Origin of the sequence: Colwellia sp. MT41 (assembly GCF_001444365.1) — a bacterium.
GTDB classification, from domain to species: Bacteria; Pseudomonadota; Gammaproteobacteria; order Enterobacterales; family Alteromonadaceae; genus Colwellia; species Colwellia marinimaniae.
Map to the genome: position 1 here is coordinate 1,886,007 of NZ_CP013145.1, position 20,485 is coordinate 1,906,491.

At 39.1% G+C, this 20,485-nt stretch carries 22 protein-coding genes, 6 tRNA genes and 3 pseudogenes; 24 read left to right on the plus strand and 7 right to left on the minus strand.

Annotation, left to right across the window (positions count from 1 at the left end; all coding sequences use genetic code 11):
- Positions 1 to 514: 514 nt before the first annotated feature.
- Positions 515 to 787 (plus strand): annotated as a pseudogene (locus CMT41_RS08055) (type II toxin-antitoxin system RelE/ParE family toxin); the annotation flags it as partial.
- A complete protein-coding gene (locus CMT41_RS08060; RefSeq protein ID WP_058026970.1) occupies positions 787 to 1,089 on the plus strand; it encodes a HigA family addiction module antitoxin in 303 nt (100 codons plus the stop codon). The pseudogene CMT41_RS08055 and the gene CMT41_RS08060, both read left to right, overlap by 1 nt.
- A 303-nt stretch (positions 1,090 to 1,392) precedes the next feature.
- On the opposite strand, the pseudogene CMT41_RS19895 reads toward CMT41_RS08060, so the two are convergent.
- A pseudogene (locus tag CMT41_RS19895) lies at positions 1,393 to 1,844 on the minus strand (site-specific integrase); the annotation flags it as partial.
- 208 nt (positions 1,845 to 2,052) lie between these two features.
- On the opposite strand from CMT41_RS19895, the gene CMT41_RS08070 reads away from it, so the two are divergent.
- The 9 genes and pseudogenes from CMT41_RS08070 (at position 2,053) to CMT41_RS08105 (ending at position 7,295) form a co-directional block, all read left to right on the plus strand.
- Complete coding sequence (locus CMT41_RS08070; RefSeq protein ID WP_057180827.1) at positions 2,053 to 2,382, plus strand: hypothetical protein; 330 nt, start codon at positions 2,053 to 2,055, stop codon at positions 2,380 to 2,382.
- A 267-nt stretch (positions 2,383 to 2,649) separates the two neighbouring features.
- Positions 2,650 to 2,877, plus strand: a pseudogene (locus CMT41_RS19710) (transposase); the annotation flags it as partial.
- 164 nt (positions 2,878 to 3,041) lie between these two features.
- Positions 3,042 to 3,596, plus strand: a complete 555-nt coding sequence (locus tag CMT41_RS08075; protein WP_088568931.1) for a GNAT family N-acetyltransferase — start codon at positions 3,042 to 3,044, stop codon at positions 3,594 to 3,596.
- 121 nt (positions 3,597 to 3,717) lie between these two features.
- The gene (locus CMT41_RS08080; protein ID WP_057180831.1) at positions 3,718 to 4,227 is read left to right on the plus strand and encodes a GNAT family N-acetyltransferase; all 510 of its coding nucleotides are present in this window, start codon (positions 3,718 to 3,720) and stop codon (positions 4,225 to 4,227) included.
- Between the two features lie 222 nt (positions 4,228 to 4,449).
- Positions 4,450 to 4,638 (plus strand): hypothetical protein, encoded by a 189-nt coding sequence (locus CMT41_RS08085; RefSeq protein WP_058026972.1) that lies wholly within the window; start codon positions 4,450 to 4,452, stop codon positions 4,636 to 4,638.
- 161 nt (positions 4,639 to 4,799) lie between these two features.
- Entirely contained in the window at positions 4,800 to 5,045 is a 246-nt protein-coding gene (locus tag CMT41_RS08090) for a hypothetical protein (protein WP_058026973.1), read from the plus strand.
- 109 nt (positions 5,046 to 5,154) lie between these two features.
- The gene (locus CMT41_RS08095; RefSeq protein WP_157466314.1) at positions 5,155 to 5,496 is read left to right on the plus strand and encodes a hypothetical protein; all 342 of its coding nucleotides are present in this window, start codon (positions 5,155 to 5,157) and stop codon (positions 5,494 to 5,496) included.
- 166 nt (positions 5,497 to 5,662) lie between these two features.
- The gene (locus CMT41_RS08100) at positions 5,663 to 6,529 is read left to right on the plus strand and encodes a tetratricopeptide repeat protein (RefSeq protein ID WP_058026975.1); all 867 of its coding nucleotides are present in this window, start codon (positions 5,663 to 5,665) and stop codon (positions 6,527 to 6,529) included.
- 385 nt (positions 6,530 to 6,914) lie between these two features.
- Positions 6,915 to 7,295: a VOC family protein gene (locus tag CMT41_RS08105; protein ID WP_057180836.1), complete on the plus strand. Its 381-nt coding sequence runs from the start codon at positions 6,915 to 6,917 to the stop codon at positions 7,293 to 7,295.
- Positions 7,296 to 7,466: 171 nt separating this feature from the next.
- On the opposite strand, the gene CMT41_RS08110 is transcribed toward CMT41_RS08105, so the two are convergent.
- The 5 genes from CMT41_RS08110 to metG all read right to left on the minus strand — a co-directional run bounded on the left by CMT41_RS08110 (position 7,467) and on the right by metG (position 11,691).
- Positions 7,467 to 8,096 (minus strand): carbohydrate-binding family 9-like protein, encoded by a 630-nt coding sequence (locus CMT41_RS08110; RefSeq protein WP_058026976.1) that lies wholly within the window; start codon positions 8,094 to 8,096, stop codon positions 7,467 to 7,469.
- Between the two features lie 41 nt (positions 8,097 to 8,137).
- On the minus strand, positions 8,138 to 8,905 hold the full coding sequence (gene tsaA, locus CMT41_RS08115; RefSeq protein ID WP_058026977.1) for a tRNA (N6-threonylcarbamoyladenosine(37)-N6)-methyltransferase TrmO: 768 nt from the start codon (positions 8,903 to 8,905) through the stop codon (positions 8,138 to 8,140).
- Position 8,906: 1 nt separating this feature from the next.
- Positions 8,907 to 9,311, minus strand: coding sequence for an Rcs stress response system protein RcsF (gene rcsF, locus CMT41_RS08120; RefSeq protein ID WP_057180839.1), 405 nt, complete (start codon positions 9,309 to 9,311; stop codon positions 8,907 to 8,909).
- A gap of 1 nt (position 9,312) precedes the next feature.
- Complete coding sequence (locus CMT41_RS08125; protein WP_057180840.1) at positions 9,313 to 9,495, minus strand: hypothetical protein; 183 nt, start codon at positions 9,493 to 9,495, stop codon at positions 9,313 to 9,315.
- Positions 9,496 to 9,564: 69 nt separating this feature from the next.
- Positions 9,565 to 11,691 (minus strand): methionine--tRNA ligase, encoded by a 2,127-nt coding sequence (metG, locus tag CMT41_RS08130; protein WP_058028176.1) that lies wholly within the window; start codon positions 11,689 to 11,691, stop codon positions 9,565 to 9,567.
- A gap of 119 nt (positions 11,692 to 11,810) precedes the next feature.
- Here metG and apbC point away from each other — a divergent pair, with 119 nt between their 5' ends.
- Together apbC and dcd are read left to right on the plus strand one after the other, a co-directional pair.
- Positions 11,811 to 13,010: an iron-sulfur cluster carrier protein ApbC gene (apbC, locus tag CMT41_RS08135; RefSeq protein ID WP_082606480.1), complete on the plus strand. Its 1,200-nt coding sequence runs from the start codon at positions 11,811 to 11,813 to the stop codon at positions 13,008 to 13,010.
- 32 nt (positions 13,011 to 13,042) lie between these two features.
- Positions 13,043 to 13,633 carry a dCTP deaminase gene (gene dcd / locus CMT41_RS08140; protein WP_057180841.1) on the plus strand — a complete coding sequence of 197 codons (591 nt, stop codon included), beginning with the start codon at positions 13,043 to 13,045 and terminating at the stop codon, positions 13,631 to 13,633.
- 53 nt (positions 13,634 to 13,686) lie between these two features.
- On the opposite strand, the gene CMT41_RS08145 is transcribed toward dcd, so the two are convergent.
- The gene (locus tag CMT41_RS08145; protein ID WP_058026978.1) at positions 13,687 to 14,601 is read right to left on the minus strand and encodes a gluconeogenesis factor YvcK family protein; all 915 of its coding nucleotides are present in this window, start codon (positions 14,599 to 14,601) and stop codon (positions 13,687 to 13,689) included.
- A 418-nt stretch (positions 14,602 to 15,019) separates the two neighbouring features.
- Here CMT41_RS08145 and CMT41_RS08150 point away from each other — a divergent pair.
- The 11 genes from CMT41_RS08150 to prpC all read left to right on the plus strand — a co-directional run bounded on the left by CMT41_RS08150 (position 15,020) and on the right by prpC (position 20,414).
- Positions 15,020 to 15,095, plus strand: a tRNA-Ala gene (locus CMT41_RS08150).
- 102 nt (positions 15,096 to 15,197) lie between these two features.
- Positions 15,198 to 15,273 (plus strand) — tRNA-Glu (locus CMT41_RS08155).
- Positions 15,274 to 15,403: 130 nt separating this feature from the next.
- A tRNA-Glu gene (locus CMT41_RS08160) sits at positions 15,404 to 15,479 on the plus strand.
- 123 nt (positions 15,480 to 15,602) lie between these two features.
- Positions 15,603 to 15,678 (plus strand) — tRNA-Glu (locus tag CMT41_RS08165).
- 105 nt (positions 15,679 to 15,783) lie between these two features.
- Positions 15,784 to 15,859, plus strand: a tRNA-Glu gene (locus tag CMT41_RS08170).
- A gap of 239 nt (positions 15,860 to 16,098) precedes the next feature.
- Positions 16,099 to 16,174 (plus strand) — tRNA-Glu (locus CMT41_RS08175).
- A 191-nt stretch (positions 16,175 to 16,365) separates the two neighbouring features.
- A complete protein-coding gene (locus CMT41_RS08180) occupies positions 16,366 to 16,560 on the plus strand; it encodes a hypothetical protein (RefSeq protein WP_058026979.1) in 195 nt (64 codons plus the stop codon).
- A gap of 39 nt (positions 16,561 to 16,599) precedes the next feature.
- Complete coding sequence (locus CMT41_RS08185) at positions 16,600 to 17,139, plus strand: DUF924 family protein (protein WP_058026980.1); 540 nt, start codon at positions 16,600 to 16,602, stop codon at positions 17,137 to 17,139.
- Positions 17,140 to 17,534: 395 nt separating this feature from the next.
- Complete coding sequence (locus CMT41_RS08190) at positions 17,535 to 18,239, plus strand: GntR family transcriptional regulator (RefSeq protein WP_057180845.1); 705 nt, start codon at positions 17,535 to 17,537, stop codon at positions 18,237 to 18,239.
- Position 18,240: 1 nt separating this feature from the next.
- Entirely contained in the window at positions 18,241 to 19,149 is a 909-nt protein-coding gene (gene prpB, locus CMT41_RS08195; RefSeq protein ID WP_058026981.1) for a methylisocitrate lyase, read from the plus strand.
- Between the two features lie 113 nt (positions 19,150 to 19,262).
- Positions 19,263 to 20,414, plus strand: coding sequence for a bifunctional 2-methylcitrate synthase/citrate synthase (gene prpC / locus CMT41_RS08200; RefSeq protein ID WP_057180847.1), 1,152 nt, complete (start codon positions 19,263 to 19,265; stop codon positions 20,412 to 20,414).
- Positions 20,415 to 20,485 lie beyond the last annotated feature (71 nt).

Sequence of the window (20,485 nt, forward strand, 5' to 3'; positions counted from 1 at the left end):
TTCGAAGATGACGTTTACAAAGAGTTCCTGAGTAAACTACATAGCCATGTTAAATTATTAGCTGTAGCATCACTTGTATTGGTAGGGATTAAATATTGGCTTTTGGGTATTATAGGTATTACTATTTTGCTAATCCCATACTTAGTTGTATTTTACTTGGCTCGAGAGAATAACTATAGAAACCAAAAGTTATTATTCTTAAGAGTTATTCCAGCGGCCATTGTTTTCGTTATTGCTATTCAATTATTGTTCGTTAGTCTAGAGTATGATCCGCTAGAAGGCCTTACTCTATTGATTGGCGTTGGAATACAATTATCTGCTATCAGTGTTTCAGAATTATTCATTTCATTTTTCTGCAAGGATAAAAGCACATAAGTATTTTCAAGACGGACATAAAAAAGTTGGTTTTTTGTTCTTGTCTCACAATTATAGCCAACCATTATTTGCCTCTTAACAAGGCGTTATATTTTTATCGATAACTGATGCGCATCACGCTACACTCATTGCATGATATAAATATTTCAAACACAAAGGCCTTAAGAATTACTTCCAGACGGGTAGTATTTCAGGTATTCAGGCAAAGCATCAACGTAAATTACGTATGCAACTTACCGCTATTGATACCGCACAAGAAATTGATGATATCAATTTGCCCAGTTTTAAATTACATCATTTAAAAGGTAATCGGGATGGGATTTGGTCTATTACTGTAAATGGTAACTGGCGCATTACTTTTGAGTTTATCGATGGTAATGCATATATTCTCAACTATGAGGACTATCACTAATGAGTATGCATAATCCGCCACACCCTGGAGAGTTTATCTACGACGTTTATCTAGAGCCGGCTGGTTTTAGCTGTCGTTATTTAGCTAAACAGTTAGATGTTGCATCGTCTACTTTAAATCGAGTTCTAAAAGGTCAAAGTGGCATCTCTCCTGAAATGGCATTGCGCTTATCTAAAGCAATCGGCAGAACTCCCGAGAGTTGGCTATCAATGCAAGATAACTACGATCTTTGGCATGCTAAACAGCAAATAAATTTAACCAATGTCCACTTAGTAAACTTTGCAGTGGCAATAAAAGGCTAACAAATAAGAATAGGTGTCGCGCAGCCGACACCTTATTCGGGTGTTGGACAAGCCCGGAGTCTGCTTTATAGTGTAAATAGTGAGTTGCTATGTGAAGAGATTGTTATCAATTACCTGATCGCAAGACGTACGAAGTTAAGTCGAAAAAGCGTATACTTTTTCGCCGAGTCATTATTTAGTGTTTCATTGGTTGTTTTTCTCCTTATTCCTCATTACTTACCGTTGCCATTATCCTTATTATGTTTGCCTTTCGGCTAGGGCGTTCGTGTGACCTCAATGCAGTGCATTTCATGTTGGCAGCACGGGCAAAGGCACTAGCCGGTCTTTCCGCCTTTACCATCTCGAATATGCACCTGCATTGTTGAACTATCAATATCGTGTACGGTTAAATTAAGTCCTTCACTTAATCGTAACCCCATAGAATACAGCGTCATAAAAAACACGTTGATAACGTAGCTGCTTGACGGGATAGCAAGCCACTGCCATTGTTTATTGAGGGTCTAACGATAAAAGAATTGTAAAGCGTTACGGTCAATTTTTACGGTACTCCATGAATGTTTTTGGATAAAACTATTGAAATATTGTTTTAGCTCATCAATACCAAGGTCGTCCGGTGATTTATCAAAGAATGCCGTAATACGGCGTACTGCGCGTGAATAACCGTCAATGGTTGAAGGGCGTTTACCTTGTAAGGACAGGTTGATAAGATGTTGTTCATAAAGATAATTGTAGCGTTGAGCTTGTGATGTATTCATGGGTATACTCTAATAACGCATCATCGAAGTGACAATGTTGTTATTGCATGAAAGGTTGTTTTAACGTTACTCTGTCGCAAAGCGACTTCGTTCAACAAGGCATTTAAACGGAAAATTTACAGTTGGCTCGGCTCCGCTTCGCTACACCTTTTAGCCAACCATTACTTAGCCGCTTATTGCGGCGGTTAGCACTCAATGAGAATCTAGCATGTCATCTATACCTGAAAAAGATTGGAAACTATTTCGAAAGCTTCAAAATGATTTAACTGCAAAAGCTTGTGAACTAATATTTGTTAAAGTTGATGAGCTAGCTAAAAATAGAGCTGGTTCAGAGCATACGTCATACTTAGAGCTATATGGATTAATTCAAGATGAAGATGTAAAAATTGCTGAGATGTTCAACAACCCAACTCGCAATAACGTATTATTGAAATTGGTTGCCTTAAAAAGTTATGGTGTTTTTACTGATGATCAATTTCAAATGTTCAGTCAAGAAACACAAGATAGGGTTGATAGTATGCTCGAGTTGAGATGCTAACAAGCAATAATTCATTGTTCCTTTTACTATTTCCGCTTTGTTTGTTTTTTAACCTTGTACCACGATCTTGTCTGTGATCTAATAGATATTATTCATCCATTGTAAAACCTTATTGCGAACTACAAGCCCGATTTATCTTGTCAAAGTAAGTTCATTCCCATTGATTTCTCTGCCCAAATTATTCCCGGCACCTTCGAACACGCACTTGCGCATATTATCGATAATCATCTCGATTTATCAGGGTTCCCTTTCTGTCAGGCTAGTTGTCGACGACAATACAGTAAACGATTAGGTGCAATAGAGCCTGTTTTTGGCAATATCACCGTGAATAAAGGCATGAATAAATTCACCTTGCGCGGACAAGAGAAAGTGAATACGCAATGGCAAATGTACTGCTTAGTACATAATATTGAAAAGCTAAGAAATAGCCTGCATTTAGCCGAACCCCGCCCGTATATATGCTCGAAAACAGCCGTAAAAGACGAAAGCCAGTAAAACTCCCGCCAGTATTTAAACCCCATTGATGAAAAATAAAAATAGCCAAAAACGTAAATGTTTTTGATTGTTAAAAGAAAATAATCCAGTTAGAGTATTTCGATTATACATAAAGTTAAAAAACGAGTTATTCTACAGGCTCGTTAGAGGCCTAAGAGATATTTGTGTTGAAATCTATTCCTGAGTTAAAAACTGAAAATATGATTATTTCTGTTTTAAATCCTATCGACTTTGAGTTGTTAGTAAAATATGAAAATGAAAATCGCATTTATTTATCTCAATGGGAGCCTACAAGATCACCAACGTATTTTAGTTTGGAATACACTCATAAACGCGTAGAAAGCAACTTTAAAAAATTTAAATCTGGCTCTTCTATTTCTCTTGTCGGTTTTGACAAAGAACAATCAAAAATAATTTGTCTGTGTACCTTTTCAAACATTGTTCATGGCCCCTTTCAAGCGTGTAGTCTGGGATATTCAATCAGCGAAAAAGAACAAGGTAAAGGTCTAATGTTTGAAATGCTTCAAACATCAATTCAATACGTCTTTGATGAATATCAATTACACAGAATTATGGCTAACTTTATTCCATCAAATATACGGTCAAAGAAACTATTAAATAGATTGGGCTTTCAAAAAGAAGGATTTGCTAAGTCTTATTTAAAAATAGCTGGCTCATGGCAAGATCATGTTTTAACATCCAAATTAAATCCGAGTTAGACGGCATATAAGCAAATTAATTAGGACCAAAACAGTTGGTTTTTGCTCATTCGTCGCTTATTTTAGCCAACCATTACTTAGCCGCTTAATTGTGGCGCTATGTGCTAGAAAGAGGTGGAATATGAAAGTACATTCAAGACTGTTAAATGAAACAGATTTTAAACAAATGAGGAAGATTCTACTCAGAGATGGTCCAAACGAGTGGAATTACATTACAGATGAAAGTATTGATAAACAGTTTCAGCTAATACGTGATGGAAAGGCGCTTGCTGTTTTGGCTGAGGAAAATGAAATTGCTGGGTTCGCCATTTTGATTTTTAAGGATGCATGTCCCTCAATGCTAGGTAAATACTCAGATTTATCCACTATCGCATACATTAATGATGTGGTAGTTAGTATGAGTCATAGTGGAAAAGGAATTGGCAGCTCGCTTTTACAAAAGGCAATCGTATTGGCTCAAAATGAGCAATGCGAAAAGGTATATATTGAACGACACGAAGAAAACCTAGCATCCGCAGGAATGATGCGAAAAGCTTCCTTTAAAGTTATTGATACCTTTCATGATCCAAAAAAGAGAACTACAGGGTCAAGAAATACATCGGTGCTAGTCAAAAGCACTCAAACATTTTAGCAAACTGTAATTTTCCGCTTAAAACGGCGTTGAGGCTGTAGAATAACTAATTCAGCCAAAACAGCTAAAACTTTGTGCTCCTATATCGCACTGTAGATTATTAACTCGATATAGGTAATGCATTTGTTACCTCGATTTTAAGGGGGTAATTCATAACAAACGAGTTATTCTACAGGCTCGTGATGTGTTTAGTCATTTTCAGGTGTATAAAAGGATTTTTAGGTGTTTAAATTTCAAGTTGTTATTATTTTGTCCCTAATCTTAGGTGGTTGTGCTTCAAGCTCGGACCTTAAAGAAATGTCTAGTCGTAATGCTAAAGCCGGTCGTTATTATGAGTCAATAGGACAACCACAAGCGGCGCAAAGAGAGTATGAATTAGCCGCTAAGCATCAAAAAAAAATCAGAAGATGATGATTTTTTTTGGATTAACATCTTATGGGAAATTATTACTGGTAATTAAATACATACAAGCCGTTCAAGAGGGAAAATTTACAGTTGGCTGTTTTCGTTCTTTAATATTTAGCCAACTCTATTTTCGCTTAAGTAGGTGTTATGGGTAACAGGGTGTTGTCATGTCGGTAGGTATGAGCCTAGCATTGAGAGCTAAGCAGCCAAAACAAAAACGGTGTGACAGGTGTGAATTATATTACCCTGAGTCATTAGATAAATGTGACCATTGCGCTGAGCTTAATAACTCACAATTGGCGCAACTCAAAGCACAGCATCAAGAGACTATGGAAGAAAATACCACCTTTGGTAAGTACCTATTATTTGGTGCAGCAATTATAGGTTTACTATTGTTACTTAGTTTTTTATAGTTATTATATCAGCACTTTACACATAATAAGTATTTTTAAGTCGGACAATTAACAGCGGGCTGTTGTTCGTATCTCACACATTTTAGCCCACTATTAATTGCCGCTTAAAATGGCGATAGGTAAATACAAAGGGGTATTAGCAATGCAATGGTTGTGGACATGGAAAGGAAAGTCTTTTGGCTTTCGAAATAATGATGAATTAAGGTTGCAAGATGGTACTCATGTAGCTACTTTTCGTGGGGATGAAGTTTTTGATTTTCAAGGACATTATCTTGGTGAAATTCGTAGCGAAAACCGCCTAATTACTAAAAAATCATCTAAACGCAAAAAAAGATCTCGTAGCTCTAAAAAAATGAAAATGGTAGCTCGTGTTGGTAGAGTTAACTATGTGGCTAATGTAAATATTATTGGCCATGAAAATTTTCCAGAAAAAGATAGCTTTGGTAGATAAATTCACCTACGAGAACATCAAACGGAAAATTTACAGTTGGCTGTTTTTTGTTCCTCAAACATTATAGCCAACTATATTTTTCCGCTTAAGTAGGCGTTGGTCTGCCATCTACGGTGAATAATTTACCGTAGAGGTATTTCAAAATAGCATTAAAGGATTATTTAAGATGTTTGTTAATGATGTAGTCATAAAGGCAATTCATATAAGATTGCCATCTATTCCACAACTTTTTAAACTTATCATAATACTTGCCGTTATATTATTTGGTTATTTTAAATTTCATTCATACCAAAAAGACAAAATTCAAACGTTTAAAATAATTTCCCAACCAAAAGTGAATGACATATATTTTTTAGATTTCAGATTGTTAAGCGGTAAATTAAGGCCTCAAGAAAAATATAGAATAGCTAAGGTTGTCGATATTACCGGGGACATTATTACTTTAATTTATGGAGGGTTTTATTATTTAAGGCAACATGCCGTAGAAAACAGCATTCGCTATGGGCATTTAAGCTTTAAAGATTACTTTGAAGCTAAAAGATACGACTTGCCAATCAAAGCAATAAAAGAAATGCATCAATCTGGCGCTATTTACTTAGCTAAAAGACCAATAAGAAATAAGCTCTTTGGTCATTTAGTTGGTCCAGAAAAAATAATTCATGGTAAAGGTCTTTTTCTCCCTGGGAAAAAAGAAAATGTCTATGGTGAAGCTTCCCTTATGCAACTATATAGTGAAACTAACTTAAAAGAAGCTTTTGATCTTTTTCAGCGCTCAGCTAATTATGGATATTCACTTGGACAAGTAAACCTTGCAGAAATGTACATAAATGGCCAGCATGTCAAAAAAGATTTTAATCAAGCACTTTATTGGCTTAAGAAAGCATCGTTACAAAGTGATAAACCTGCAATTTTAAAATATGGCATAATTTGTAAGCAAATTAAGTCATGCAATATCGTCGATTTTTATCAAGAACTAACGGCCTTTGGTGTTAATATTAAAGTAAGAAATTTAGATTTTAAACTTAGTAAATAAAATATAATCGGGTAGCTGGAGGTCTCTGCCCCCAGACCCACACCACCCTGCATGTGGCACCGCCCAGGGCGGTTCATTTAAACCCCTCTAATCTAAATACTGTGCTTAGGATAGTGAACCTTGAAGCATACGGAATAAATCTTCAAGGTAAAGCCGGCTCATATCAAGATAGCCTTTTAAATTGGTCAAACTTAAAACAAGCAATTAATTTTGCTAAAAGCTGGAAAACGCATAACAAATAAAAACAGCTGTCGCACAGCCGCGACCTTATTCGGGTGTTGGACAAGCCGGGCACCTGTTTTATAGGGTAAATAGCTAACCAATTTTCGCCACCTTCAGCGTTCAGCCATGGCGGTGGATCTATTTTATAACGAGGAGAAACAAAATGTTCAGTCATATTATGATTGGTGCAAATGATGTACAAGAATCGAAAATATTTTATGATGCAATTTTAGCCGCTATGGGTTATGAACCAGGAGTAATTGATGAAAAAGGACGTTGCTTTTATTTTACTAAAAGTGGTGTTTTTGCCCTCAGTAAACCTATAAATGGCGAGCCTGCTTGTCATGGTAATGGCTCTACTATTGGTTTTTCAGCAAAGACCGCAGATATAGTTGATGCTTGGCATGCAGCTGGTATCGCGCATGGCGGCACTGCTTGTGAGGATCTTCCCGGGGTACGTGAGGGAACTATTGGGAAATTATATTTAGCGTATTTACGTGATCCGTCCAATAATAAAATTTGTGCACTTCATCGACTAGGTTGATGTTGAATTAATGCAAAAATGGCGATATGTTGTTACTGGCAGCAACATGTTAACCAACTATGAGTTACTTAAGCAGGCGCTTGTTTCCCTCCGTTTTAACGGACAGCAGTATCATTATTTATTGCGAGCCAGATACCTTGGTAGGATATTGATATAAACGCTATTTAAAGGTTAAATAAATACTAATTCACCAAAGTGCTCAGGTCTATGATAATCCGGCTCTGGCACATCGATATTATGCCATACCGCGTATTGTGGCTCAGTTCTGCCGCCACATCGGTAGAAGTTGCCAAACCATTTATCTTTATTCACTTTTTCGCCTGTCAGTTGCTCGATAGCGGCAAAGGGCAGGGCAATTTCAACCGTCCATTCATTATCGTGGTCAGTTTCGAATTTTACCGGACTAGTAATACTTGTGATACGTTGTATTAAGCTGGCTGCTTCGAGGCTGATAAATTGACGTTTATCCCGGCCAGGGCCATAAGCTAGGTGCAAGGTGCCGCAACAATTTACTTCTAAATTAACGTAACTACTGCCCAATACACCTGAAGGGCTGAAGAAAAACTCCACACAAGAATCTTGACAAATTAACATATGGTTGAGTTCAGTTTGCTTGGCATAGCTGTAGTTGTCTTGGGCGGTAATTTGTATAAATAAGGTATCGTTATTGGCGCTTAGCTTTATTTGTGTCTCTTGTTTAGCACCTGATTGATACCAGGGAAACTTGTTAATGGCGATGGTATCTATGGCTTGCCAATCGGGGCTTAAACTAGCTGTTTTTATAATGGTATATTGGCTCATGGCGGTCTCTTTAAAGTAAGTATTTAAGTTAACTCTTTACCTTAGCTTACTATCTTCTGATTTTTAGTAATGTTTAACACTAATACGGTATGCAAAGCGGTTAATTGCCACTGGATGTTTAAGTCATATAAACTCATGCCATAAACCTTATCATCTGTTTTACCCTGTTTATAGGCAGGCCGAGGATCTTGTGCCAGCACCTGTTCTATCAATAAGGCTAACTCGCTATACTTTTCTTCAGGTCTTGCTTGGTATTGCGTTAGATCAGCTTGTGCTTGCTTACTAAATACCACGCTTAAGCCAGCATCAGGTTGCTGCTGAGCAAAGCCCGCATCGGCATCAATAATTGCATCGGAATAAGGTAAATAAGGCTTTATATCAATAATTGGAGTGCCGTGTAGTAAGTCTAAGCCTGAAATATGTAAAATAGTTTGTTTGTGTGCCACGGTAACTTTATCAAGTTTAACCACAGACATGCCAATCGGGTTTGGCCTAAAGGTTGATCGTGTTGCCAATACACCTGTTTTTACATTGCCGCCAAGACGCGGCGGTCGAACTAATGGTTTCCAGCCTTGCGCTTGCGTACCATGAAAAATAAAAAGCAGCCATAAATGACTAAATTGCTCAATATCTCGGACTAATTCACTATTATTGGCAGCTCCAAGGAGTACAACCTTGCCTTTTGCGGCACTCACTAAGTTTGGCTGACGTGGTATGGCAAATTTTTCTTGATAAGGTGATTCTATTGTCGCTATGGCCTCAAATTTAAAGCTTTGTACTTGATGAGTGCTATCACACGTTTTTGACATTTTATTGCTCCATTTCCTTATAAGGAGCGCCTAGTCGATAGGCTTTACCGTAACAAACCACTTGCGCGACACAGTGCTTAGTTTCTATATCGACACAGCTGGTGAAAATAACAGCGTTTGCTTGTTGTAAAAAAGCGGCTTGTCTTGCTTGTGTTCGAGCATTAATGGCATCAGGTGGCGCTAGATATGACTTCTTTTGACAATCATCACCTTCAACTAGACCAATATATTGAAAGGCGGAGTTAAACTCACTTTCATCATTAAAAATTTTAACTTTACTGGCACTAAAGTATTGCTCGGCATTGTCAGGCGTAACATTACTTTTAAAGGTGTAGTTACCACTACAACTGGCTAATAAAGGCAGTAAAGCGAATAATGGCAAGTTTGTTAACCGGTGTTTGTTCATCTCATGCCTCTGGCATTTTTTGATTAATGGATTCCCGATCAGACACTTCGGGAATGACGATGTTCGCCACTTCGGCAATGACGATGTTTGCCACTTCGGCAATGACGATGTTCGACACTTCGGCAATGACGATGCTCGCCACTTCGGCAAGGATCTTGATTGAAATAAAAAAGGTACAGTGCAATACCGTACCTTTTAAAACACTCTTTTTTACCTAAGTTGCGTACACGTCGGCTAAAGTCCTAGCGATACATTATTTAACCCGCATACCTGCTTTAGCACCATCATCTGGATTTAATATCCATAGGTCTTTACCGCCAGGACCTGCAGCGAGTACCATGCCTTCAGACATGCCAAAGCGCATTTTACGAGGCGCTAAGTTGGCGACCATGACCGTATGTTTACCAATAAGGTCTTCCGGTTGATAAGCTGATTTAATGCCGGCAAAAACTTGACGAGTTTCACAGCCATCTTCATCACCAAGCGCTAGGGTTAATTTAAGTAATTTATCGGCTTTTTCAACATGCTCAGCATTGATGATTTTGACAATGCGTAAATCAATTTTGGCAAAATCCTCAAACTGAATTTCTTCAGAGATAGGGTCGACCGCTACCGGGTCAGCTAATGCCGCACTATTATCAACGACTTTCGCTGGTTTTGCTTTCTTCGGTTTTTTCTTTTCATCTTTCGGCGCTAAGCTGTCTTTTGATGCTTCGGTCATGGCATTGACTTTATCCATATCAACACGTTGTAACAAGGCCTTAAATTTATTGATTTTATGACCGGTTAATAAGGTTTTGTGGCCTTCCCAGGTGAGTTCATCATTTAAGAAAGCCGCCGTGTTTTCGGCAAGTACTGGCAGTACCGGTTTTAAGTAAATCATTAACGTGCGGAACATGTTTATGCCTAGCGAGCAAATATCTTGTACTTCTTGTTGCTTACTGTCGTCTTTAATTAACTGCCATGGTTCTTTTATGGCGATATATTCATTCACTTTATCCGCTAGCGCCATGATTTCGCGCATACCACGACTAAATTCACGTGACTCATAATGGGCGGCAATACTATCACCCGCTGCCATTACTTCATCGGCCAGTGCTTGGTCGTCAATAGTAGTTGATAACATGCCATCAAAGCGTTTATAAATAAAGCTGGCACAGCGTGAGGCGATATTAACCACTTTACCGACCAAGTCTGAATTAACCCGTTGAGCAAAATCTTCAAGGTTAAGATCTAAATCATCAATGCGATTGGTTAATTTAGCCGCGTAGTAATAACGTAAATACTCTGGGTTTAAATGATCTAGGTAGGTACGACCTTTGATAAAGGTACCTTTTGATTTAGACATTTTAGCGCCGTTAACGGTAACAAAACCATGAGCGAATACTGCCGTTGGTTTACGGTAACCAGCACCTTCAAGTACGGCCGGCCAAAATAAACTATGGAAATAAATGATATCTTTACCAATAAAGTGATAAAGCTCAGCATCAGAGTCTTCCTTCCAGAAGCTATCAAAATCTATGCTGCTATCTTTATTACATAAGTTTTTAAAACTGCCCATATAGCCAATAGGTGCGTCTAACCACACATAGAAGAACTTGCCTGGTGCATTTGGAATTTCAAAACCAAAATAAGGTGCATCGCGACTGATATCCCACTGTCTTAAACCTTGATCGAACCATTCGGATAATTTATTGGCCATTTCTTCTTGCAAAGCGCCAGAGCGAATCCACTCTTGTAACATGCCTTCAAAAGCGGGTAAGTCAAAGAAATAATGTTCAGAGTCTTTTAATATCGGTGTTGCGCCTGAAATAACCGAACGTGGGTTTAATACTTCGGTGGGTGAATAGGTAGCACCACAATTATCACAGCTATCACCGTTTTCATCTTCGCTTTTACATTTAGGGCAAGTGCCTTTAATAAAACGGTCTGGCAGGAACATGCCTTTTTCTGGATCATAAAGCTGAGAGATAGTACGGGTTTTAATATGGCCCTTAGCGTGTAATTTATTATAAATTTCATTGGCTAAGATTTTATTTTCTTCAGAATGGGTCGAGTGATAGTTATCAAAGCTGATATGAAAATCAGCAAAATCCGCCATATGCTCTTCACGTACGCCATTGATCATTTCTTCAGGGGTAATACCAAGCTCTTGTGCTTTAAGCATAATCGGTGTGCCGTGCGCATCATCCGCACAAACAAAATAGATTTCATGGCCACGCATGCGTTGAAATCGTACCCAAATATCCGTTTGAATATGTTCAAGTAAGTGACCTAAATGAATAGAGCCATTGGCATAGGGTAGGGCACAAGTAACTAAAATTTTACGTTTTTGTAGTGAAGAGTTTGCTGTAGCTGCAGATAAAGTAGTGTCAGACATGAAAAATAGTTGTTTTTTGATGGTAATAATGTCGGCAATAGTACAGAATTTAGTAATGATTTTCATTAGTTGAATGCAACTAATTTCGTAATTTCTCTTATTAAGGTCTGCAAGTCACTATGTTTAGTAAAAAGTTTGGTAAATTTTTCTCGAAACTAACCGCAAAAACGGACGTAAAATCAAATGACGAAACACTTAACGCGATTGAAATAGAGCAACTGATTAAAGAGTCCTTAACGCATTATATTTCTGATAACTTTCCACAGGGTGTGCTCGCGGTTTGTTTACAGTTTAGCGTTACTCAAAGTCAAAAGCCGAAGCATAAAAATATTATCATCGATCTCCTCATGCCCTTTGTCTGCCAAGGTGAGTTAGATCTAATCGCACAATCGTTAAGTGATAATTTGGCTCGCACAGTGACGGTTAAGGTAGAATTAGCGATAAAGCCGGTGCGCCAATTCTGTCTGGGTAGCGATAAAAATAAAGCTGAGCAAGGCAGTACGTCACAAGGTAACATTGCCAATATTATTGCCATCGCCTCAGGCAAGGGTGGGGTAGGGAAATCGACCACCACGGTTAATATTGCTTATGCCTTAATGGCTGAAGGCGCTAAGGTGGGCATTTTAGATGCTGATATATACGGCCCGTCAATACCCACTATGCTTGGCCTTAAAAATGAAAAACCTAGCTCGAGTGATGGCAAGCTGATGATGCCACTTAATGCCAATGGCATAAGTGCCATGTCGATTGGTTTTTTAGTCGATGAAGCTGATGCCACCGTTTGGCGTGGCCCAATGGCCAGCACTGCGTTTAATCAGCTATTGAATGAAACCGATTGGCCAGAGCTTGATTACTTATTAATTGATATGCCACCAGGTACTGGGGATATTCAATTAACGTTAGCGCAAAAAGTGCCGGTAGCCGCTGCGGTGATAGTGACAACACCACAAGATATAGCCTTAATTGATGCGGTAAAAGGCATTGCCATGTTTGATAAGGTTAAAGTACCGGTATTAGGCATTATTGAGAACATGAGCTACCACATCTGTGAACACTGCGGTCATCAAAGTTATATTTTTGGTGAAGCCGGTGCTGAGCAGATGGCAAAAGATCAGCAAAGTAAATTATTAGGGCAAATACCTTTAGATATTGCCATTCGACAGGACGCTGATTTTGGTGAATCAGACGTTTTTGAACATAGCACGGGTGAAATCGCCAGTTATTACCGTAAAATAGCGCGTAATATTTCGGCGCAGTTATTTTTACAGTGTGATAATGCCAGCCCATTAACCGCAACAGTAACCACAAAAGCAATATAAGCTTCAGTGTAATAAGGTAAATAAAAGCCATTATGAGATTAAGTGATAAAGATATAGAAAAATGCCTTGATGAGGGAAAGATCATTATTGAGCCAAGACCTGACCCGTCGATGATCTCTGGCGTCAGTGTTGATATTCGCTTAGGCAATGAATTTAGAGTTTTTCAAGATCATACCGCGCCTTATATTGATTTGAGTGCACCAAAAGCCGAAGTGCAAAAAGCGCTGGATGCGGTTATGAGTGATGAAATTTATATTGCCGATGGTGATGCGTTCTTTTTACACCCAGGTGAGTTGGCCTTAGCCGTGACTTATGAATCAGTAACCCTACCGGATAATATTGTGGGTTGGCTGGACGGTCGTTCATCATTAGCACGTTTAGGGCTGATGGTGCACGTGACAGCGCATCGCATCGATCCCGGTTGGTCTGGTCAAATCGTACTAGAGTTTTTTAACAGTGGCAAATTACCGCTAGCGCTGCGCCCAAAAATGACGATAGCCGCATTAAACTTTGAGACCATGTCATCCAGTGCTGCCCGTCCCTATAACAAACGTGCAGATGCGAAATATAAAAACCAAAAAGGAGCTGTGGCCAGCCGTATCAGTGAAGATGATGTCGTTTAGGGCGCTTAAAAGCACTTAAACGGCCAGCATAAACAATAAGAAACAGCGAGTTATTAACTCGCTGTTTCTATTTTAGCCGCACTAGTAAATTGTTTTACGCATGTTTCTAGGGCGTGAATCAGCTTTTCATTGTCATGGTGATGGGCCACTTTATTGTGGGCTAAATCTTGGCAAATCACATTGACCTTGTCTGAATGTATACGCTCATCTTGACAAATTACACTGTCAATTGGCAAACAGCCAATATTATGTTCAATCCAGCTAAGTCTTTCATCTAGAGTTAATTTAGCGGCTGGACTTTGCTCAGCGACTATATTATCAATAAAAACACAATGTCCTTTACGCTTATCTAATGCTTTGGCGATATCTCTGACTAACAGCGGTGGCACAATACTGGTCAAGAAGCTACCTGGACCTAAAATGATCAGGTCAGCATTAGCAATGGCCTCAATACAGGGCGTAACTGACTTAACTAAGGGTGCTAACATTAGGTCTGTTGGCATTATCGGCATTTCATCAACAGAAAGCTCACCGAGACGACAGCGCCCCTCAGGATAGAAAGCCATTAAATCTGTTGGCGTTTCAGACATAGGTAATACTTGTGTTTTTACCCGCAAAATACGGCGCACTAATTTGATAGAGTCCATCGGGCTTGATTGTACTTTACCTAACCCGTACAGAATTAAGTTACCTAGGTTATGACCACCTAACTCATCATTACCGTCAAAGCGAAAATTGAATAGTTGACTACCAATAGAGTTATCATCGACTAGCTCGGTTAAACAGTTACGTAAGTCACCCCAAGCAATAGTGCTACTTCTTTTTCTTAATCGGCCAGTTGAGCCGCCATTATCTGTGGTGGTGACAATCCCAGTGAGTTTATGGCCCATAAAGGATAGGGTGGATAATACACGTCCTAAACCGTGTCCGCCGCCAATAGCGACTATGTTAAGTTTTTTGAGCTGCATACGGTTTTCGTTATGGTATGGCTAAGTTATATAAACCATACCGCTAAATAACAAAAAGATAAAGTAACTAAAGCTAGGTTATATAATCTCTCTATAGTCAGATGATGGCAATAGGGTGAGTTAACCTGAAAAAGTAAGGGCAGTAATGCTTAACTACCGCCAATGCTTTTTATGTGGTTAATAATTATACCGACATTACAGAGAGTTAGTTAAAATAAGGCAATAAATAAGCAGCTTGCTCATTATGCGATCAGTTTAGGCCTTACTTACTAATTAAATGCTATTTTTTACAAATAAGTGTTGACAGTTTCTTAGCTGCTGCTCATAATGCGCCTCGTTTTCAGCAAGTGTTAGGTCCACTGGTTGAGAACATAATTTAATGGCTATTAGGCCAGTTATTAAATTGCTCGAATATTTCGGGGCTATAGCTCAGCTGGGAGAGCGCTTCGCTGGCAGCGAAGAGGTCTGCGGTTCGATCCCGCATAGCTCCACCATATTAGGTTTTTTGTTAAGGTTAACTGTCAAGTTATCACTAGCGAAAAATAGATAGTTTAATTGGTTTGTTAATATTATTTATAATGTAAACACTAATTTGTGTCCCTATCGTCTAGAGGCCTAGGACACTGCCCTTTCACGGCGGTAACAGGGGTTCGAATCCCCTTAGGGATACCACTATTTTCTTTATCTTTTGGTTTGTTATATAAATCATCAGTAAAGGCAATTAAGTTTGCTTAAACTTATAAAACATTAAGCGTTGTTCTGAAATAGCAGCACGAAGTTTACTTCGGCAAGCTAGTTCTTTGTCCCTATCGTCTAGAGGCCTAGGACACTGCCCTTTCACGGCGGTAACAGGGGTTCGAATCCCCTTAGGGATACCACTTTTATTCATATCTGTTAAAGGCATGATGAAAGAGAGCATAAATAAGTTGCTTAAACTTATAAAAAATTAAGCGTTGTTCTGAAATAGCAGCACGAAGTTTACTTCGGCAAGCTAGTTCTTTGTCCCTATCGTCTAGAGGCCTAGGACACTGCCCTTTCACGGCGGTAACAGGGGTTCGAATCCCCTTAGGGATACCACTTTTATTCATATCTGTTAAAGGCATGATAAAAGAGAGCATAAATAAGTTGCTTAACTTATAAAACATTAAGCGTTGTTCTGAAATAGCTATTAGCTAGTTCTTTGTCCCTATCGTCTAGAGGCCTAGGACACTGCCCTTTCACGGCGGTAACAGGGGTTCGAATCCCCTTAGGGATACCACTTTTATTCATATCTGATAAAGGCATGATGAAAGAGAACATGCAGTTATCTTATTACTGTGCGTCTTGTTTATATGAGGCGCTTGAAATAAGGATTTAGAGTTTTAGTTTTTCCAATTTTACTTCTATGATAAAAGTTCTACTATTGAAGTCTTGGTCTAATTAACTCAGCGGAGAAATCTGCTAGATAGTTTGAAATTATTTTTATTACTTGTAAAAGTAATAGTTAAATAAATCATTGTCCCTATCGTCTAGAGGCCTAGGACACTGCCCTTTCACGGCGGTAACAGGGGTTCGAATCCCCTTAGGGATACCACTTCCTTTTAATGTACTAAAAGAGCAGTGAACTATATGAGAAAATCCACGCAATATGTAAATATTGCGTGGGTTTTTTTTTGCTTAAAATTTAGTAATTATTTTTTTGTTGGTGTTGGCAGAATATTTTTTAACTTTGTAATCTTACTTTGGTTAATACTTATTTAAATTTAAAATAAATAAGGACCTAATGTGAACGAAATTAACTATCCTATTAAGGGCGCTTGCCAGGGTGAGCCGGTTGCTCAGCATTTAACACGTTTAGGTATTGATGTTGAGCCGATAAGAGTGGATGAATATACCGGTAAAAAGTTTACCTTTTTTAGTGACCCAGATGGCTTGCCGTTAGAGTTATATCAGCAAAGCGAAGAGAAAAACGCTGAATAAGTCGCTAAGCGTAATATTAAATAAAACAAGGATAGTTAGATGACCTATCAAGCCGTGCTCGATTTTTGGTTTAGAGAGATAAAATCTGCCAGTTGGTGGCTGAAAGATATTGCTTTTGATAATACCATAACAGAAAAATTTCTTGGTATTCATAATGCAGCAAAACAATGTGAGTTAGCACCTTGGCGGGAAACAGCACATGGACGACTGGCTGAAATAATTATTCTCGATCAGTTCTCGCGTAATATGTACCGAGATACGGCACAAGCCTTTGCCTATGATGGCCTTGCCTTAGCGCTTGCCCAAGAAGCCATTACGGTTGGTGCCGATAAAGTCCTCAAGCCAATAGAGAAGAGCTTTTTATATATGCCATTTATGCACAGTGAATCGTTATCAATACATCGGGATGCGGTTGAACTCTACACAGCTAATGGCATTGCTAACAATGTTGAATTTGAATTAAAACATCAAGACATTATTGAGCGATTTGGCCGCTATCCACACCGTAACCGTATCTTAAACCGACAATCGACGGCGGAAGAACTTAAATTTTTAAGCCAAGCTAATTCATCATTTTAAGTTTTGAGTCAGCTAATTAGTTACCACTGGCTGTCGAAAAGGAAAGTCTTGTTGATAATCGATAATCATTGACCAGAGCCTATACCCTATTGCTATCAGTAGGGCAGTGCTAGTCCAATAGCATTAAATAGTGAAATAAGCCCATTAAGGCATGAGTTTTATTTACTTGTTATCATTTTTTTCCTTAGCTCTAACCCTCACTTTTAGCTCAGCTCTGCTCAGAAAAATTTACAGTTAAGCAATACCACTCTTAAGAATTGTCGACAATTATACTTAGGTCCACTTGATTAATCCGATATTTACGATATTATTGATTTATATTGTGATGTTTGTCGACAATAGTTGTGTTTCGACAATGTATGTTAACTATTATATCTAGGCTTAAAAGACAGACTATGTTCTTACAAAACCCAACAAAACAAGCGGCAGTGACCACAGCCGACAAGGTCTTTGAACAGCTGCAACATGCCATTGTTGAAGGTGATATGGCCGCCGGTAGCAAAATTAGTGAGCCTGAGCTTGCTAAGCACTATAAAATTAGTCGCTCAACTTTGCGTGAAGCATTAAATCGTCTGGAAAAATGTCACTTAATAGAGCGCAAGGCCAATATAGGCTCACGCGTAGTGGCTTGCACCATAGAGGGTTTACTCGAGTTATATATCACGCGAGAAGCGCTTGAAGGCATGGCGTGTCGACAAGCTGCGCTGAATATGACCGATGAAGAGATAGCGCATATGAAAAATATGCTCACTCAACATGCCGGCGATAAAGCCCTGCAAGACGGTGTGTCTTACTACCAAGAAGAAGGGGATGTTGATTTTCACTATAAAGTTATTCTGGGCAGTCATAATCAGCAGCTAATCAATCTTATTTGTGGCCAGTTATATCATTTAGTTCGTATGTATCGTTGTCAATTTGGTATGCATAGCCCAAGAGCTACCCGTGCATTTACCGAGCACTCAAATATAATTCAAGCAATCAGTGATAGAGATGGTGAGCTTGCCGAGTTATTAATGCGCCGTCATATTGCGGCTTCACGTAAAAATATTGAAAATAAAATTGCTCTGCAAAAAGCCGAGCAAGAATCACAGGAGACCTAAGATGTCAGAACGTCTATCAACAAAAACTGTTTCACCGGGTAAAAAATTTCGTCTTGCCCTAGAAAACAATAAACCTTTACAAGTCGTTGGTACCATAAACGCCTATTGCGCCATGATGGCTGAGCAACTTGGTCACCAGGCTATTTATTTATCGGGTGGCGGGGTTGCCAATGCGTCTTACGGTTTACCTGATCTAGGTATGACATCATTGAATGATGTTATTGCAGATGTACAAAGAATTACCAGTGCTTCGAGCTTACCTCTATTGGTGGATATTGATACCGGCTGGGGTGGCGCATTTAATATTGCTAAAACGATTCGTGATATGGAAAAAGCCGGTGCTGCTGCTGTGCACATTGAAGATCAAGTTGCGCAAAAACGCTGTGGCCACCGACCAAATAAAGAAATTGTCTCAACCCAAGAAATGGTTGACCGTATTAAAGCGGCTGTAGATGCTCGCATAGACAGTGATTTTTTTATCATGGCGAGAACTGACTCATTTGCTAAGGAAGGCTTAGAAGCTGCCATTGAACGTGCGAAAGCATATGTTGCTGCCGGTGCTGATGGTATTTTTGCTGAAGCGATAAAAACCGAAGCGCATTACCGTGCTTTTACTGAAGCCCTTGATGTACCTGTACTGGCTAATATCACTGAATTTGGTCAAACCGAGTTATGGAATAAAGAACAACTAGGCGAGTGGGGCTGTGCCATGGTGCTTTATCCACTTTCAGCCTTTCGTGCGATGAACAAAGCGGCAGAGTCTGTTTATAAAACCATACTAGCCGATGGCGATCAAAAAGCTGAAATTGATAACATGCAAACCCGTATGGATTTATATGACTACCTAGGTTATCACGACTACGAACAAAAGCTTGATGCGCTTTTTGCTCAAGAGAAAGCTCAGAAATAATTACTCGCACCTTACCAAGCTAAAAACTGACCCAAGAGTGCTTATAAGCTCCAATAATGTCAGCAGTGCGTACATAAAAAATTGCTAAAATATTATCAAATGAGGAAAAAATCATGACAGAGACAACTGAAGAGAAAAGTGTTGCGAAAAAACCGAACAGTGGCGCTGGCCTTCGTGGACAAAGTGCCGGTGAAACCGCCCTTTGTACGGTAGGAAAATCAGGCTCAGGCTTAACCTATTGTGGTTATGATATTGCAGATTTAGCCGAAAATTCAACCTTTGAAGAAGTTGCCTATTTATTATTCAACGGTGAATTACCAAACCAAACACAATTAACTGCATATCAAGCAGAGCTAAAATCGTTACGTGATTTACCCGAGGCATTAAAAGCGGTATTAAAACTTATCCCTAAAGATACTCACCCAATGGATGTTATGCGTACGGGTTGTTCTTTTTTAGGTAACTTAGAGCCAGAAGGTGACTTTAGCCAGCAAAATAACGCAGCAAATCGCTTATTAGCCGCTTTCCCAGCGATCATGTGTTACTGGTATAAATACAGCCATGATGGCGTAGAAATTGATTGTCAATCCTCTGAAACTTCCCTTGCTGGACACTTTCTCCGTTTATTAAAGGGTGAAAGTCCGTCCAAGCAACATCAACGGGTTATGGATGTATCATTGATTTTATATGCTGAGCATGAATTTAACGCCTCAACATTTACTGCCCGGGTCTGTGCTTCTACCTTATCTGATATGTTTTCTTGTATCACTGCTGCGATAGGTACGTTACGTGGACCACTTCATGGTGGTGCTAATGAAGCGGCTATGGATATGATTCTGAGCTTTACTTCACCGAGTGATGCTAAAGAGAAAATGGCCGGCATGTTAGCGCGAAAAGAGAAAATCATGGGCTTTGGTCATGCGATATACCGCACGAGTGACCCACGTAATGTCATTATTAAAGCCTGGTCTGAAAAGCTGGCTGAAGAAAATGGAGATACTTCACTTTATGATATTTCTGTCGCGTGTGAAGAATATATGTGGGATAGCAAGAAACTCTTCTGTAATGCTGATTTCTTCCATGCCTCAACCTATAATTACATGGGTATACCAACAAAATTATTTACCCCTATTTTTGTCTGTTCACGATTAACCGGTTGGGCAGCACACGTAATGGAACAGCGCTCAAATAACCGTATCATCAGACCCAGTGCTGATTACACTGGCAGTGAGCCACGTAAGGTTGTCGCTATCGAAAAGAGGTAGGAGAGACTGGGTATTTGCTCTGATTTTGTCGTTGCTTATTTTTAAGTAAAGGCAACTCGGATAGTGCACTA